The organism is Lautropia mirabilis, from assembly GCF_900637555.1.
In the GTDB taxonomy this organism is placed as follows: domain Bacteria; phylum Pseudomonadota; class Gammaproteobacteria; order Burkholderiales; family Burkholderiaceae_E; genus Lautropia; species Lautropia mirabilis.
This window is the reverse complement of the sequence record NZ_LR134378.1, coordinates 2,340,490-2,354,658: the sequence shown is the minus strand read 5'-3', so window position 1 is coordinate 2,354,658 and position 14,169 is coordinate 2,340,490. Positions and strand designations below refer to the sequence as shown.

At 68.6% G+C, this 14,169-nt stretch carries 10 protein-coding genes; 5 read left to right on the top strand and 5 right to left on the bottom strand.

Going from position 1 to position 14,169, the window contains the following annotated elements; genetic code table 11:
• Positions 1 to 21: 21 nt before the first annotated feature.
• A complete protein-coding gene (gene upp / locus EL249_RS09595) occupies positions 22 to 657 on the bottom strand; it encodes a uracil phosphoribosyltransferase (protein ID WP_005672825.1) in 636 nt (211 codons plus the stop codon).
• 100 nt (positions 658 to 757) lie between these two features.
• Here upp and EL249_RS09590 point away from each other — a divergent pair, with 100 nt between their 5' ends.
• Together EL249_RS09590 and EL249_RS09585 are read left to right on the top strand one after the other, a co-directional pair.
• Positions 758 to 1,939 carry an FAD-dependent oxidoreductase gene (locus EL249_RS09590; RefSeq protein ID WP_005672826.1) on the top strand — a complete coding sequence of 394 codons (1,182 nt, stop codon included), beginning with the start codon at positions 758 to 760 and terminating at the stop codon, positions 1,937 to 1,939.
• Positions 1,940 to 2,038: 99 nt separating this feature from the next.
• Positions 2,039 to 2,431 carry a hypothetical protein gene (locus EL249_RS09585; protein WP_005672827.1) on the top strand — a complete coding sequence of 131 codons (393 nt, stop codon included), beginning with the start codon at positions 2,039 to 2,041 and terminating at the stop codon, positions 2,429 to 2,431.
• 22 nt (positions 2,432 to 2,453) lie between these two features.
• Here EL249_RS09585 and EL249_RS09580 read toward each other — a convergent pair whose 3' ends face one another.
• Together EL249_RS09580 and purL are read right to left on the bottom strand one after the other, a co-directional pair.
• Positions 2,454 to 4,031: a phosphodiester glycosidase family protein gene (locus tag EL249_RS09580; protein WP_005672828.1), complete on the bottom strand. Its 1,578-nt coding sequence runs from the start codon at positions 4,029 to 4,031 to the stop codon at positions 2,454 to 2,456.
• Between the two features lie 4 nt (positions 4,032 to 4,035).
• The gene (gene purL, locus EL249_RS09575) at positions 4,036 to 8,130 is read right to left on the bottom strand and encodes a phosphoribosylformylglycinamidine synthase (RefSeq protein WP_005672830.1); all 4,095 of its coding nucleotides are present in this window, start codon (positions 8,128 to 8,130) and stop codon (positions 4,036 to 4,038) included.
• Between the two features lie 269 nt (positions 8,131 to 8,399).
• On the opposite strand from purL, the gene EL249_RS09570 reads away from it, so the two are divergent.
• Entirely contained in the window at positions 8,400 to 9,671 is a 1,272-nt protein-coding gene (locus EL249_RS09570) for a Glu/Leu/Phe/Val family dehydrogenase (protein WP_005672835.1), read from the top strand.
• An 88-nt stretch (positions 9,672 to 9,759) separates the two neighbouring features.
• Here the strand turns inward: EL249_RS09570 and EL249_RS09565 are convergent, their stop codons facing one another.
• Entirely contained in the window at positions 9,760 to 10,434 is a 675-nt protein-coding gene (locus EL249_RS09565) for a YceH family protein (protein WP_050781798.1), read from the bottom strand.
• 242 nt (positions 10,435 to 10,676) lie between these two features.
• Here EL249_RS09565 and EL249_RS09560 point away from each other — a divergent pair, with 242 nt between their 5' ends.
• Positions 10,677 to 12,671, top strand: coding sequence for an NAD(P)H-hydrate dehydratase (locus EL249_RS09560; RefSeq protein ID WP_169311658.1), 1,995 nt, complete (start codon positions 10,677 to 10,679; stop codon positions 12,669 to 12,671).
• A 92-nt stretch (positions 12,672 to 12,763) separates the two neighbouring features.
• Here the strand turns inward: EL249_RS09560 and EL249_RS09555 are convergent, their stop codons facing one another.
• Entirely contained in the window at positions 12,764 to 13,432 is a 669-nt protein-coding gene (locus EL249_RS09555) for an ABC transporter ATP-binding protein (RefSeq protein ID WP_005672839.1), read from the bottom strand.
• A 76-nt stretch (positions 13,433 to 13,508) separates the two neighbouring features.
• On the opposite strand from EL249_RS09555, the gene EL249_RS09550 reads away from it, so the two are divergent.
• The gene (locus tag EL249_RS09550; RefSeq protein WP_005672841.1) at positions 13,509 to 14,168 is read left to right on the top strand and encodes an arylesterase; all 660 of its coding nucleotides are present in this window, start codon (positions 13,509 to 13,511) and stop codon (positions 14,166 to 14,168) included.
• Position 14,169 lies beyond the last annotated feature (1 nt).

Sequence of the window (14,169 nt, the reverse complement as noted above, 5' to 3'; positions counted from 1 at the left end):
GCCGTCCGGTGGGAGGCGGGGTCACTTCGTGCCGAAGATCCGGTCGCCGGCGTCACCCAGACCGGGCAGGATGTAGCCGTGGTCGTTCAGGCAGCGGTCGATGGCAGCCGTGAAGATGGGCACGTCCGGGTGGGCATTCTGCAGGGTCTCGATGCCCTCGGGCGCAGCCAGCAGACAGACGAACTTGATGGAGCGCGGGTTGGTTTCCTTGATGCGGCTGATGGCCGCCACCGCCGAGTGTCCGGTGGCCAGCATCGGGTCGACGGCGATCACGTCACGCCCGCCCATGTCCGGCGGCATCTTGAAGTAGTACTCGACGGCCTGCAGCGTTTCGGGATCGCGGTACAGCCCGATGTGACCCACCCGGGCGCCGGGCACGACGCTGAGAAAGCCGTCCAGAATGCCGCTGCCGGCCCGCAGGATGGAGACCAGGCACAGCTTCTTGCCGTCGATCAGACCTGACTGCATGGTCTCCAGGGGGGTCTGGATGGTCACTTCGTGCATCGGCATGTCGCGCAGCACTTCGTAGGCCAGCAGGGCGCTGAGTTCGTTCAGCAGCCGGCGGAAGTTGTTGGTGCTGGTCTCGACCTTGCGCATCAGCGTAAGCTTGTGCTGGACCAGCGGATGTTCGACGACTGTTACGTGGGCACGATCCATGGCAGTGTTGACTCCTATCCGGGAAAACCCCGGCAGACTAGCATGGATCGCGTCGGGTTGCTGGGCCACGACGAAAAATGGAACCGAGGCGAACGAACGGATGAAGCAGGTGGTGATCATCGGAGGCGGACTGGCAGGCTGCGCCAGTGCCGAAGCGTTCTCGCGCCGGGGCTGGCAGGTGCTGGTGCTGGAAGCGCGCGACCGGCTGGGGGGCGCGGTGGCGGGCCTGCCGCTGATTGCCCAGCATCCGGGCCTGACGCCCGATTTCGACCTGCGCAGCCGCCTGCTGGTGCAGGCCATGCAGCTGCATGGTCGCCTGCGTGCTGGGCCGGCGGCTGACCTGGTTTCGGCCTTTGAAGTCTGCGGGCGGCTGCAGCCGATGGACCGGGCCCGGGCCGAGCGCTGCGTGGCGCCGGTGGACAGGGCCGTGGCGCGGGTGGAAGAAAGCCCCCAAGGGGATTGGGGGGTCTGGTTTCCCGACTGTGCTGCCGTCTCGCCCCGGCGGTGGTGGCAGGCGGTGCAGCAGCGCCTGGGGGTGAGCGTGAGCATGGGCATCAGGGTCGGCCGGGTGGATGCCACTGCGACCGGCTGGCGGGTTGTCGATGATCAGGGGAACAACGTGGCCGATGCCGATGTGGTGGTATTGGCCTGCCGTGAACAGGCCCTGACACTGGCCGGCATGCAGGAGGCGGACCATGGCCGCCTGCGGCTGAGTGCCGCCCGGGTGTGGCTGGCGCGGGCCGATGGCGGCCCCCCGGATGAAGACCCCGGCCACCCTGCCCTGTTGCCCATGACCAGCGGCCGCGGCCTGGTGCTGACACGGCCCGGCAGTTTCTGGCTGCGCTCGGAAGAAGTGCACGCGCACTGGCTGCAGGCAGGCGAAGCCGACAGCGACGAAGACCCGGATATCAGGGCCTTTCTGGAGCGGCCTGAATCCTGGCAGCCCAGTGCCATCGGCGAGCGCCTGCAGCTGCGCGACAACCTGCCGATGATTGGCCCGGCGCCGGACCTGGCGGCCATTGCCGCCCGGGCCGACAACCTGGCGCGCAACGATCGGCTGCCGATGCCCCAGCGCGAGGGCCTGTACCTGCTGACCGGCATGGCGGGCCGAGGAGCGCTCTATGCCGCCATTGGCGCCGAGATGATTGCCGCCCGCGCCTGCGGCGAGCCGGACGTGGTGGATGCGCGACTGGCCGCGGCCGTCTCCCCTGCCCGCTTCATCAAGCGGCGGCTGCAGCGGGCGTGGAGTGGGCGGGGGAAGGATCAGGGGCGGAGTTTATAAGTGCGTCTTGGGCTAGTGAATTATGTCTTTATGACGTATTGCTGAATTGAAGATAATTTAATTGCCCGTAAATACATAGAATTGGACTTGTTTTGTGTCATGAAGAGGGTATGGAAAAAGCATGATGATGTCATTCCAGATATGCTGAAAGGTATAAGCAATGATTGCATCGCCTGGAAACTCGTTCATCCGGATGGGCGTGATCTGGTCCTTGTGATATCTGGTTGCCAACTTCTGCAGGGTGGCCTGGGTGACGCATTCTTTGAAAGTACGGATGCCGAAAGAGATTTTTCATGGCTCATCCATACCCAACTCAATGCGACTGAATTGAGGTTGTTGATCGAGCAATCGCTGCGATTCCCGCTGTTTCGACTCAGGCATCCCTTGATCTCGTTCGAGAAGGCATGGCTGTCCAGCCTGTTGGCCCATGACCCGGGCTGCAGGATCTACGCGCGATACGAAGGGGACGATGTGCTTGTGATCTCTTCGTGAAAGCCTACGTGCCCAATGTGGGCTATCGAGAGTGTGCGCTGTAGGCGCCCTCGCCTGTTTGCACTTTCGCGCTTGGAGGGCGTGCCCCCACCCCATCAATCACATACCGCGCCGGTCCGAAGGCCATCAGGTCAGACAGTGAAACCAGCGGGTTGAGGAGGCGGCCGTCGACGGTCATGGCGGTGCTGGGGCCGCCGTCCAGGCGGATGGCGTTGGGGATGCCCAGTGCCAGAAAGACGCGGCACAGCTCGTCGACGTGGGTCTGGCCCAGTGAGGTGGAGGAGATGAAGACGCTTCTGCCCTTGCCGTCCGTGCCGAAGGCGGACCAGCGGGTGGTCAGGGCGTCCTGGGCGCACTGGCCGTCGCGCACGATGGAGGTGGAGGAGCTGAGCACGACCGGGTTGTCGGGCCAGCGGGCTTGGGGATCCGTTCTGGTGTCCCAGGACGACTGGCGCTGGTCGGCGGCGAAGCGGACGACGCGCTTGCGACCGGTTCCGGAGGCTGGCGGGGGCGCTTCCGTGTCATGGTCCGTGCGCTGCTGCGCCTGTTGCAGCCGTTCGGGCGTGCGCTGGTGCCAGGTGTTGTCGCCGATGGTCAGCCGTCCAAGTCCGCTGCCCACGTCCAGCCCGCGGGCATAGCCCATGGCCCAGCCACCCTGCCCCGTGTCGGTGCCCGGGTCGCCATGCCAGAGAAAGCCATTGATCAGGACGGTGAATCCCTTCACCGTGTCCAGCCGGAACAGCTGCAGTCGCTCGGGGGTCGCCTGAAAGACCAGCTCGGTCTGCATGGGGGCGGCCTGGTTGCCTTCGGTGACGGCAATGTGCACGTAGGGCGGCACGAAGCGGCAGCCCTGGGGCAGCGAGATGCCCTGGCGGGCCTGTTCCGAAATCTTTCGTGCCGTCTCGGGGTCGGTCAGGCTGTGCAGGCACGGGTCGAGGGAGCGGGATTGGCCGAGGATGCGCTGGACAAGGCCGCTGACGGCCTGTGTGTCGTCGCTCTCGCGCAGCTGGCCGTCAATGATGACGCCGGTGCGAGCCAGCTGAAGTGTCCGGGGGCCGGCGGGTGTCCCGTTGCCGGGCGGATCGGGCATCCACCGCTGGTAGCGTCTCTCGTCCTGCGGCTGCAGTGTGAGCGTGGCTGCCTTCTTCAGCGACAGGATGGGGGCGATGTTGACGAGCGGATAGCGGTCGATGCCAGGATGGATGCCAACGATGAAGACGGTAGGGGCTTCGAGTACGCCGGCCGGAACCTCCAGGGTCACGCCATGGCCCAGGTCCTGTCGCAGTGGCTGGGCGGGGTCATGGAACAGGTAGCCCAGGTCGCCGCGCGCGTGCAGGCCGGCGGCCCGGATGGCGTCCAGGCAGCGGGCGGATGGCGGGGTCTGGCCGGTGCAGTGGCCCAGCTTCTGGCGCAGGGCGCCATCCAGCGGCCGGCCGTTCAGCGTGTGGCCCAGAGCCATGTCCTGGCCGGCCTGCAGGGTGCCCTCGTCGCCCTGAGCCGAAGGCGCCGGGGCTGTGGTGGTGCCGCCGGCTGCCGCCGCTGCCGGCCAGAGGCCCAGCAACGTCAGCAGCAGCGCGGCGGTCCTGACCCGCAGCCTCATGGCCTTACTGGAACTGCCGGCGCGCGTTGTGCCAGAGGCGCATCCAGGGCGAGTGGTCCAGACCGGATTCCTGCAGCGCGCGCGGTTTCCAGGACCACTGGGCCAGGCGGAAGACGCGCTCGGGGTGCGGCATCATGATGGTGGCGCGGCCATCGGCGCTGGCAAAGCCGGTCACGCCCCGCGGCGAGCCGTTGGGGTTGAGCGGGTAGGTCTCGGTGGCGTTGCCCCGGCCGTCGATGTACTGCAGCGCCGGGTTGGCGGCCGCGATGCGGGCCGCCAGCGCCTCGGCCGACGGCGTGCCGTCGGCACCCTGTGCCTTCACGTCGGAGAAATCTGCCCGCCCTTCGCCGTGCGAGACGACGATGGGCAGCCGGTCGCCGGCCATGCCGCTCAGCCACAGCGACGGCGAGGACAGGATCTCCACGCTGGCAAAGCGCCCTTCGTACTGCTCGGAGCGGTTGCGCACGAAGCGCGGCCAGCCCTCGGCGCCGGGGATCAGGCCCTTCAGGTGCGAGAGCATCTGGCAGCCGTTGCATACGCCCAGGGTGAGCGTGTCGGGCCGGGCAAAGAAGGCGCCGAAGGCATCGGAGAGCTGCGGGTTGAAGAGGATGGTGCGCGCCCAGCCGGCGCCGGCACCCAGCACGTCGCCATACGAGAAGCCGCCGCAGGCCACCAGCGCCTGGAACTGCGCCAGGTCGTGACGACCGGCGATCAGGTCGCTCATGTGCACGTCGTAGGCCTCGAAGCCGGCCAGGTCGAAGGCGGCCGCCATTTCGCGCTGGCTGTTGACGCCCTGCTCGCGCAGGATGGCGACGCGGGGGCGCTGGCCCACGACGGCGGGCGCGGACGGCATGTCACGCCAAGCCTGGATGGAGGTGGCGGACAGGCGTACCGACAGGTGGGGCGGCTCATCCTGGGCGGCACCTTCCAGGGCGAAGGCCTCGGCCGTGCAGGCCGGGTCGTCGCGCAGGCTGGCGATGCGGTGGCTGGTCTCGGCCCAGGCCTGCTGCAGCGTGGTGCGCGGCAGGCTGAACAGGCACTTGCCGTCGTTGTGGACTTCGATGGTGTCCTGGTTGTTGGGCGTGCCGATGACGTGGGAATGCACCGACAGGCCGTGGGCACGCAGCAGGCCCAGCAGGCGGTCGCGGTTGGCGCGGGTGGTCTGCAGCACGACGCCCGGCTCCTCGTTGAAGAGTGCGCGCAGCACGCGTGTCTGACGAAGCTCCGTCACCTGTTCGGTGCGGATCTTGTAGTCGCCCGCATCGGCCGTGAAGGGGTCGATGGTGAGCATGTCCAGCTGCAGCGACACGCCGCAGTGACCGGCAAATGCCATCTCGCAGGCAGTGGCAAAGAGTCCGCCGTCGGAGCGGTCATGGTAGGCCAGCAGCAGCCCTTCGGCCTGCGCCTCGCGCACGGCCTGCCAGAGCCGGACGAGCAGTTGGGGATCGTCCAGGTCGGGGACCGGGTCGCCGTCCCGGCCGGTGATCTGGGCCAGGGCCGAGCCGCCCAGGCGCTGCTTGCCGGCGCCCAGGTCCACCAGGATGAGGCTGGTCTGCATCTCGGGGCTGATCTCGGGCGTGAGCGCCCGGCGCACGTCGCTGACCGGGGCATGGGCGGTGACGATCAGCGACACCGGCGAGCCGACTTCCACGCGCTGTCCGTCGTCACCCTTCCAGCGGGCGCGCATGGAGAGCGAATCCTTGCCCACCGGGATGCTGATGCCCAGCTCGATGCACAGGCGGCTGGCCGCTTCCACGGCGGCGTAGAGGGCAGCGTCCTGCCCGGCGCTGCCGGCATCGGCCATCCAGTTGGCCGACAGCTTGGTCAGGCCCAGGTTGTCCGGCACGGCCGACAGCAGGTTGGTCAGGGATTCGGCGATGGCCAGACGCGAGGCGGCGGCCGAGTCCTGCACGGCCACGGGCGAGCGTTCGCCCATGGAGAGCGCGTCGCCGTGGTGGTTGCGGTAGTCCAGCAGGCCCACGGCGCAGTCGGCCACGGGCACCTGCCACGGACCCACCATCGGGTCGCGCACCGACAGGCCGCCCACGGTACGGTCGGCGATGGTGATGAGGAAGCTCTTGCTGGCCACGGCCGGCAGCTGCAGGATCTGCGTGGCCAGCGTGTCCAGGTTCAGCTCGCTCAGGTCCATGCCTGGCAGTTCGGTGCGGGCAGGCGTGGCACCCTCGCGGCGCAGCTTGGGCGACTTGCCGAACAGCACGCTCATGTCGATGTCGACGGCGGGTTGCTCGCCCGGGGCCGCCAGCTTCAGGTGCTCGGCATCGGTGACGGTACCCACCACGGCCATCGGGCAGCGCTCGCGGGTGCACAGGGCCTCCAGCTCGGGCAGCCGCTCGGGCGCGATGCCCAGCACGTAGCGTTCCTGCGATTCGTTGCACCAGATCTCGGCCGGCGACATGCCGCTTTCGGCCACGGGGATGCGGCTCAGATCGAAGTCCGCGCCCTTGTCGGCGTCATGGGCCAGCTCGGGGAAGGCGTTGGACAGGCCGCCCGCGCCCACGTCGTGGATGGAGAGGATGGGGTTGTTGTCGCCCATGGCGCGGCAGGCGTTGATCACTTCCTGCACGCGGCGCTCCATCTCGGGGTTGGCACGCTGCACCGAGGCGAAGTCCAGCTCGGCGGCATTGCTGCCCACACCCATGCTGGAGGCGGCACCGCCGCCCAGGCCGATGCGCATGCCCGGGCCGCCCAGCTGCACGAGCAGCGTGCCGGCCGGCAGCGGCAGCTTGTGCTGGTGGCGGGCGTCCACCGAGCCCACGCCGCCGGCGATCATGATGGGCTTGTGATAGCCCCAGCCGGTGTGCGGGCCGTCGGCCGCGGCCTGCGAGAGCGGGGTCTCGAAGGTGCGGAAGTAGCCCAGCAGGTTCGGGCGGCCGAATTCGTTGTTGAAGGCGGCCCCGCCCAGCGGGCCCTCGATCATGATGGACAGCGGGGTGGCCAAGGTGGGCGGCCGGCCGTTGGCGGCCTCCCAGGGGTGTTCCCAGCCGGGAATGCGCAGGTTGGAGACGGTGAAGCCGGTGAGGCCGTAGCGCGGCGTGCCGCCCCGGCCGGTGGCGCCTTCGTCACGGATCTCGCCGCCACTGCCGGTGGCTGCGCCCGGATGGGGGGCAATGGCCGTGGGGTGGTTGTGGGTCTCGACCTTCAGCAGGCGATGCACCGGCTCTTCGGACCAGCGATAGCGGCCGGAGGCCGGGTCCACGTTCCAGGCGGCCAGCGTGCCGCCTTCCAGGATGGCGGCGTTGTCGGAATAGGCCACCACCGTGCCCTGCGGGTGGGCCTTGTGGGTCTCGCGGATCATGCCGAAGAGCGAGCGTTCCTGCGGCTGGCCGTCGATGATGAAGTCGGCGTTGAAGATCTTGTGGCGGCAGTGCTCGGAGTTGGCCTGCGCGAACATCATCAGCTCGACATCGGTGGGGTCGCGTCCCAGCTCGCCATAGACGCGGGCCAGATAGTCGATCTCGTCGGCCGACAGCGCCAGGCCCAGCCGGGTGTTGGCTGCGCGCAGGGCGGCGGCGGCATCGTCGCCCAGCGGCACGGTGGCCAGGGGGACAGGGGCATGGGGCGCAAAGAGCCGGGCCGGATCCGGTGCGGTGGTGAACCAGCTCTCGGTCATCGGGTCATGCAGGCAGGCGGCCAGCAGGGCGAGCTTTGCCTCGGGATAGTCCTGGGCCTTGCTGCCGCCCAGCAGACCGTGCCGAAAGCCCAGCTTCCAGCGGATGCCGCGCTCGATGCGCGTCACGTCGGCAAAGCCGGCATGGTGCAGGATGTCGATGGCCTTGGACGACCAGGGCGAGAGCGTGCCCTGACGGGCCGTGACCCAGAGGGAGCGCTGATGCTTGCCGTCGGGGGCATCGGGCAGCGGGTGCTCGTCCACCAGCAGCTGCAGGCGGGCCAGCCGCTCGCCGGCCAGGGCGCCACCCTGTCCCGGGGCCGCAACCTCCAGCGGGTAGAACCATTCGGCATCGAGGGTCTCGATGGCGTCGTCGATGGCCTGCAGTTTCTGCAGCAGTGCCTGGGCACGGAAGGGGCTCAGTGCATGCCCACCGGGCAGCGTTGGATAGGTCGGGGTGCTCATGGCCATGAAGGTCCGGATCGGGGGTCTGCGTCGGGAATGAACAGGCCGGCGGCAAGGCGGGTTGCCCCGTGCGGAGGCGTGTTCCAGGGGGTGATTATAGGAAAGCCTGAAGGGGTTCCCTGCCCTGTCATGCAGGGCTTTTCTGCAGTGCGCTGCTTGCCGCGGCACGGCCGTGTCGTGAAAGGGCACATGGGATGCCTGATTTCCCGGACGGGGGTAGTATCAGAGCTATTCGATTCCGATTCCGATTTTTCAACCCTAAGGAGACATCATCCATGTCTAACCTGTCGTATCTCAAGCCGCAACCCGGCAGCCCCTGGGATACCTATCTGGCGCAGGTGGACCAGGTCACGCCTCACCTTGGCCCGCTGGCCAAGTGGGTCGAGACGCTGAAAAAGCCCAAGCGCGCCCTGATCGTCGATGTGCCGATCGAGCTGGACAACGGTACGGTGGCCCATTTCGAGGGATACCGCGTGCAGCACAACGTCTCGCGCGGGCCCGGCAAGGGCGGCGTGCGCTACCACCCGGACGTGACGCTGGAAGAGGTGATGGCGCTCTCGGCATGGATGACGATCAAGAATGCGGCCGTCAACATCCCTTACGGCGGTGCCAAGGGCGGCATCCGGGTCGATCCGAAGAAGCTGTCGCCCAATGAGCTGGAAAAGCTCACCCGCCGCTACACCAGCGAGATCGGCGTGATCATCGGGCCGACCAAGGACATCCCGGCGCCGGACGTGAACACCAACGGCCAGATCATGGCCTGGATGATGGACACCTATTCGGCCAACCAGGGGGCCACCGTGACCGGCGTCGTCACCGGCAAGCCGATCGAACTGGGCGGCTCGCTGGGCCGCGTCAAGGCCACCGGCCGCGGCGTGTTCCTCACCACCCGTGAGGCTGCCCGCAACATGGGCCTGGCGCTGGATGGCGCGCGCGTCATCGTGCAGGGCTTCGGCAACGTGGGTGGCGTGGCCGCCGAACTGCTGGCCCAGGCTGGCGCCAAGGTGGTGGCCATTCAGGACCACACCGGTTCGGTGAAGAACGACAAGGGCCTGGACGTCCCTGCCCTGCAGGCGCATGCCCGCAAGACTGGCGGCGTGAAGGGCTTTGCCGAGGCCGAGGCCATTGGTGACGAGGACTTCTGGGGTCTGCCCTGCGACATTCTGGTGCCGGCGGCGCTGGAAGGTCAGGTCGACGAGAAGCGCGCCGAGCGCGTCAAGGCCAAACTGGTGGTCGAGGGCGCCAACGGCCCGGTCACCAAGGCCGGTGACAAGGTCTTTGCCGACCGCGGCATCACCCTGGTGCCGGACGTGATCGCCAACTCGGGCGGCGTGATCGTCTCGTACTTCGAGTGGGTGCAGGACTTCTCCAGCTTCTTCTGGGGTGAGGACGAGATCAACCTGCGTCTGGAAGCCATCCAGCTCAGCGCTTTCCGCGACATCCAGCGGATCGCGGCCGAGAAGAAGGTGTCGCTGCGCACGGCAGCCTACATCATTGCCTGCCAGCGGGTGCTGCAGGCCCGTGCCGAGCGCGGTCTGTACCCATGATCATCGGCCGTTGACGGCTGGCCGGGGCACTCGCCCCGGTGCCTTCACCCGATGAAGCAAGCCCCTCGCAGGAGGGGCTTTTCTTTTGTCAGGACTCCAGCCGTTCCAGGCGTTCCGTCAGTGCGGCCACCTGCCGTTCCAGATCGTCCACGCGCAGTTGCAGCATCTGCAGGGCCTCGGCGTCGGCCGGGTTGGCGGGAGGCTGGCTCGGGGCGTCGTGCCCGGTACCGCCCTGCGCCACCGTGGCGGCGCCGGCTGGCTCGGACAGGCAGTGCCGCCAGCGGGCCTCGCGCTCGCCGGGCTGGCGTGGCATCAGCTCCACCAGGGCGCCGGCCGTGCGCTCGGCCATCTCCTGCAGATAGGCTTCCACCGATGAGGTATCGGCAAACTTCGCCTGGCGTTCCACGTGCGCGCGCAGCCCGGCTGCCGTCTGCGGGCCGCGCAACATCAGGACCGACAGCAGTGCTGCCGCCTCGGACGGAATGCCCAGCACGCGCGGCAGGTTATGTTCATAGCGCGTCACCCGCCCGCCACTGCTCTCGATGACCAGCGACAGGCTGCGCAGCGTCTCCAGTGCGTTCAGCAGCTCGGTTTCGTTCAGGTTCATGACCGGATCGCGGTTGCTGCGCTGGTTGCAGCCGGCCAGCAGGGCATTCAGCGACATCGGATAGCTGTCGGGAACGGTCTTTTCCTTTTCCAGCAGCACCGCCAGGGCGCGGGCGGCGTGGGCATCCAGTCGAGGCAGCGAGGGGGAATCCGTCATGGGCGAGGTCCTTGTCGTGGGAGGCGTGAGGGTTCGCGGAAAGGCCGGATGGGCATCGTCCGAAGGCCGTCGATGATAACCGGCTGCCTGCAGGATGGGCTCCTGACGCATGGGAAGCAGGAGGTCGCCGAGGCCGTCTGTAGGGGCTGCATGGGCAGGGATCTTGCAAGGGGTCATGGAAGCTGATGGAGACATCGGCCGGGTGGCATACTGTCAACATCAAGACAAGCTGCTTCGGAACCATGAAAACCCGTTCGATCACTGCGGCGGTTCGCCCGGCCCTTTTGCAGACCCCCGCCTGGGTGCTGGACCTGGCCACCATCCGCCGTCTGGAAGGCCGCTGGCTGGACGAGACGGAACCCGGCGAGTTGATGGCCTGTGCCGGTGCGGCCGTGGCCCGGGTGGCGATGGCCATGTGGAAGAACCTGCCGGCGCACGCGCCGGTGATCCTGTTGGTGGGGCCGGGCAACAATGGCGGCGATGCACTGGTGGCCGGACGCATCCTGCGTCGTGCGGGGCTGGCCGTGTGGGCGGCCGGCATGCCGGGGCTGGACACCACGCCCCCGGAGGCCGAGGATGCGCGCGCCGCCTGGGAAGCCTGGCGGGCTGACGGCCAGGTCATTCACGGTTTCGAGCAGGTGGCCGACTGGCTGTGGCCGGACGGTGACGCCCCGGATGACGAACAGGACGACGATGACGGCGACGTGCCCCCGGCCGAGCCTGCCCTGATCATCGACGGGCTCTTCGGCATTGGCCTGGCCCGTCCGCTGGCGGGACGCGTGGCTGAGCTGGTCCGCCTGGTGAACCGCGCCCGGGTACCGGTGCTGGCCATTGATGTGCCCAGCGGACTGGATGCAGACCGTGGCGCACCGGTGGGTGATGCTGAGGCTCCTGTCATGCAGGCACGCCAGACGGTGACGATGATTGCCGACAAGCCGGGGCTGCACACGGGGGCGGGCCTGCGGCATGCGGGCCGCGTCTGGGTGGCACCGCTGTCCGACCTGCCGCTGGAAGCGGAGCTGGCCGCGCTGGAGGCGGCGGACGGCCCTGCCGATGCGGGCGAATGGCGCGATGTGCCGACCGAGGCTGAAACGGATCCGGATGATGGCCACAATTTTGACGATTCCGGCATGGACGACGCTGGGGCGGATGCCCCCTGCCCGGCCGATGAAGACAGCTTCCCGCATGACCTGCCGGGCGTGTTGCTGACGGCCCCCCTGGCCGCGGCGCTTTTGCCTGCCCGCGCGCGTGATGCCCACAAGGGCAATGGCGGTGACGTGCTGGTGGTGGGCGGCCGGCTGGGCATGGCGGGTGCGGCCCGGCTGGCTGCGCAGGGCGCAGCCGGGGCTGGTGCCGGGCGGGTGTGGATTGCCGTCGAGGAAGAGGATTGCCCGCAGACAGGGGCGACGGAGGAGTCCGGATCGCTGCGGCCGGAAGACGATGCCGAGGATAAGCAGGCGCTGGTGGCAGACGCAGGCGCCCGGGACGCGGACGCATCAGTTGCAGCGCCGGAGGACGAGGCCGACGACGAAGCGGAAACCCCGCCGGACGCATCCGGCAAGGCGCGGCAGCCGGTGGACCCGCTTCACCCGGAAATCATGCGCTTCGTGTGGGACGCCGATGCCGCCTTGCCGGGGGCTGCACCCGTCCTGGTGGTGGGCTGCGGTCTGGGGCAGGACGAGAAGGCGCAACAGTGGCTGGAGCATGCGCTGGCCAGCCAGGCGCCGCTGGTGATTGATGCCGACGCGCTGGGTCTGCTGACCGAGGCGCCGGAGGCCCCCTGCAGCATCCTCACGCCGCATCCGCTGGAGGCCGCGCGGCTTCTGGGGGTGTCGGTGGCCGATGTCCAGGCAGACCGGCCGGCCTGTGCTCGCGCACTGGCGGCACGTTTCGAGGCCGTGGCCGTGCTGAAAGGCGCCGGCACCGTGGTGGCGGCACCGGATGGTCGTCTGGCGATCAACACCAGCGGTCATCCGGTCCTGGCCACGGCGGGTACGGGGGATGTGCTGGCGGGGACCATTGCCGCCCTGCTGGCCGGCCTGCTGCGCGCAGGCTGCCCGCCCGATGAGGCGGCCTGGCAGGCCGCCTGTGCCGGTGTCTGGCTGCATGGCCGTGCAGGCGAGTGCCTGGCGCGCCGTCAGGGCCCGCGCGGCGTGCCGGCCGGGGCGCTGCCGGGGCAGTATCCGGGCATCATGGGCAGCCTGTCGATTCCTTCGTACGGAAAGGTGCGGTCGTAAGCGACATTGGACGTGCACACCGCCCCGGGCATGAAGACGCTGGGGGCTGGGTTGACCGGCAGGTCAGGCGCTGAATGGCGTGCAGCGTGCCGTCAGCCCGCCTTCAGGCGACCCCGTTCGATCTCCAGCCGTCGGCCGCAGCGGGCGGCCAGGCGCGGGTCGTGCGTGACCAGGATCAGCGTGGCGCCGAAGTCGCGGTTCATCTCGAACAGCAGATCGATGACGCGCTCGCCGGTGGCGTGATCGAGGCTGCCGGTGGGTTCGTCGGCAAACAGCAGCCGGGGGGAGGACGCAAAGGCACGGGCCAGGGCCACACGCTGCTGCTCGCCGCCCGACAGGGTGCGCGGATAGTGTCCGGCCCGCTCGGCCAGCCCCACGCGGGCCAGCAGCTCACGGGCGATGCGATGGGCTTCCGGGTGGGCGGCCAGCTCCAGGGGCAGCATGACGTTTTCCAGCGCGGTCATGGCCGGCAGCAGCTGGAAGGACTGGAAGACGAAGCCCACCTGTTCGGCCCGCCAGTGGGCACGTTGCTCTTCGTCCCAGGCAAACAGCGACTGGCCGTCCACCTGCACGTCGCCGCCGGTGGGCAGGTCCAGCCCGGCCAGCAGGCCCAGCAGCGTGGACTTGCCCGAGCCCGAGGCGCCGATGATGGCAACCGTCTCGCCGGCCTGCACGTCGAAGCTCACGTCGTCGAGGATCGTCAGCATGCGTCCGCTATCTGGTACGCTCTTGCTCAGGTTCTGGACTTGGATGAGGGGCATGAGAACAGTGGCGCCACGACGTGGCCAGGCAGGACAGGATGGATGCGGTTGCCGGCAGGGCACGGCACCGGATGCAATGGTAACGGCTAACCCGCAGCGGCGGCAGGTGCTGTCATGGATGGCCGCGCCGGCGCTGCTGGCTGCCCTGCCCTGGCAGGCAGCTGATGCGGCAGACACGGCAGAAAGCCCTGTGCTGATGGTGCTCGGCGACAGCCTGTCGGCCGAATACGGCCTGTCGCGCGGCGAAGGATGGGTGGCGCTGCTGGAGAAGCGTCTGGCCGGTGATGCCGCCCTGTCACGCTGGAAGGTGGTCAACGCCAGCATCAGCGGCGAGACCACGGCAGGTGGCCTGGCCCGGCTGCCGCAGCTGCTTCAGCAGCATCGTCCGGCGCTGGTGGTCATCGAGCTGGGCGGCAATGACGCGCTGCGCGGCCTGCCGCTGAAGGCCTCCACCGACAACCTGCGGCAGATGGTGGACGCGGTGCAGAAGGCAGGCGGGCGCGCCGTGCTGGTGGGCATGCAGGTGCCGCCCAACTACGGGCCGGCTTATGCACGGCAGTTCGAGCGGATGTTCCGCAAGGTGGCCGACGAGACCCGTAGCCCCTTGGTGCCCTTCCTGCTGGAAGGCTTTGGCGATGACCCGGCCTGGTTCCAGCCCGACGGCATTCACCCGCAGGCGCGGGCGCATCCGCGCATGCTGGAGACCGTCTGGACGGTACTGAAAGACGCGATGTGAC

Excerpts from the sequence above, each read along its gene's own strand:
- upp (WP_005672825.1), bottom strand. The coding sequence starts at position 657 with ATGGATCGTGCCCACGTAACAGTCGTCGAACATCCGCTGGTCCAGCAC.
- EL249_RS09590 (WP_005672826.1), top strand. The coding sequence starts at position 758 with ATGAAGCAGGTGGTGATCATCGGAGGCGGACTGGCAGGCTGCGCCAGT.
- EL249_RS09585 (WP_005672827.1), top strand. The coding sequence starts at position 2,039 with ATGAAGAGGGTATGGAAAAAGCATGATGATGTCATTCCAGATATGCTG.
- EL249_RS09580 (WP_005672828.1), bottom strand. The coding sequence starts at position 4,031 with ATGAGGCTGCGGGTCAGGACCGCCGCGCTGCTGCTGACGTTGCTGGGC.
- purL (WP_005672830.1), bottom strand. The coding sequence starts at position 8,130 with ATGGCCATGAGCACCCCGACCTATCCAACGCTGCCCGGTGGGCATGCA.
- EL249_RS09570 (WP_005672835.1), top strand. The coding sequence starts at position 8,400 with ATGTCTAACCTGTCGTATCTCAAGCCGCAACCCGGCAGCCCCTGGGAT.
- EL249_RS09565 (WP_050781798.1), bottom strand. The coding sequence starts at position 10,434 with ATGACGGATTCCCCCTCGCTGCCTCGACTGGATGCCCACGCCGCCCGC.
- EL249_RS09560 (WP_169311658.1), top strand. The coding sequence starts at position 10,677 with ATGAAAACCCGTTCGATCACTGCGGCGGTTCGCCCGGCCCTTTTGCAG.
- EL249_RS09555 (WP_005672839.1), bottom strand. The coding sequence starts at position 13,432 with ATGCCCCTCATCCAAGTCCAGAACCTGAGCAAGAGCGTACCAGATAGC.
- EL249_RS09550 (WP_005672841.1), top strand. The coding sequence starts at position 13,509 with ATGGTAACGGCTAACCCGCAGCGGCGGCAGGTGCTGTCATGGATGGCC.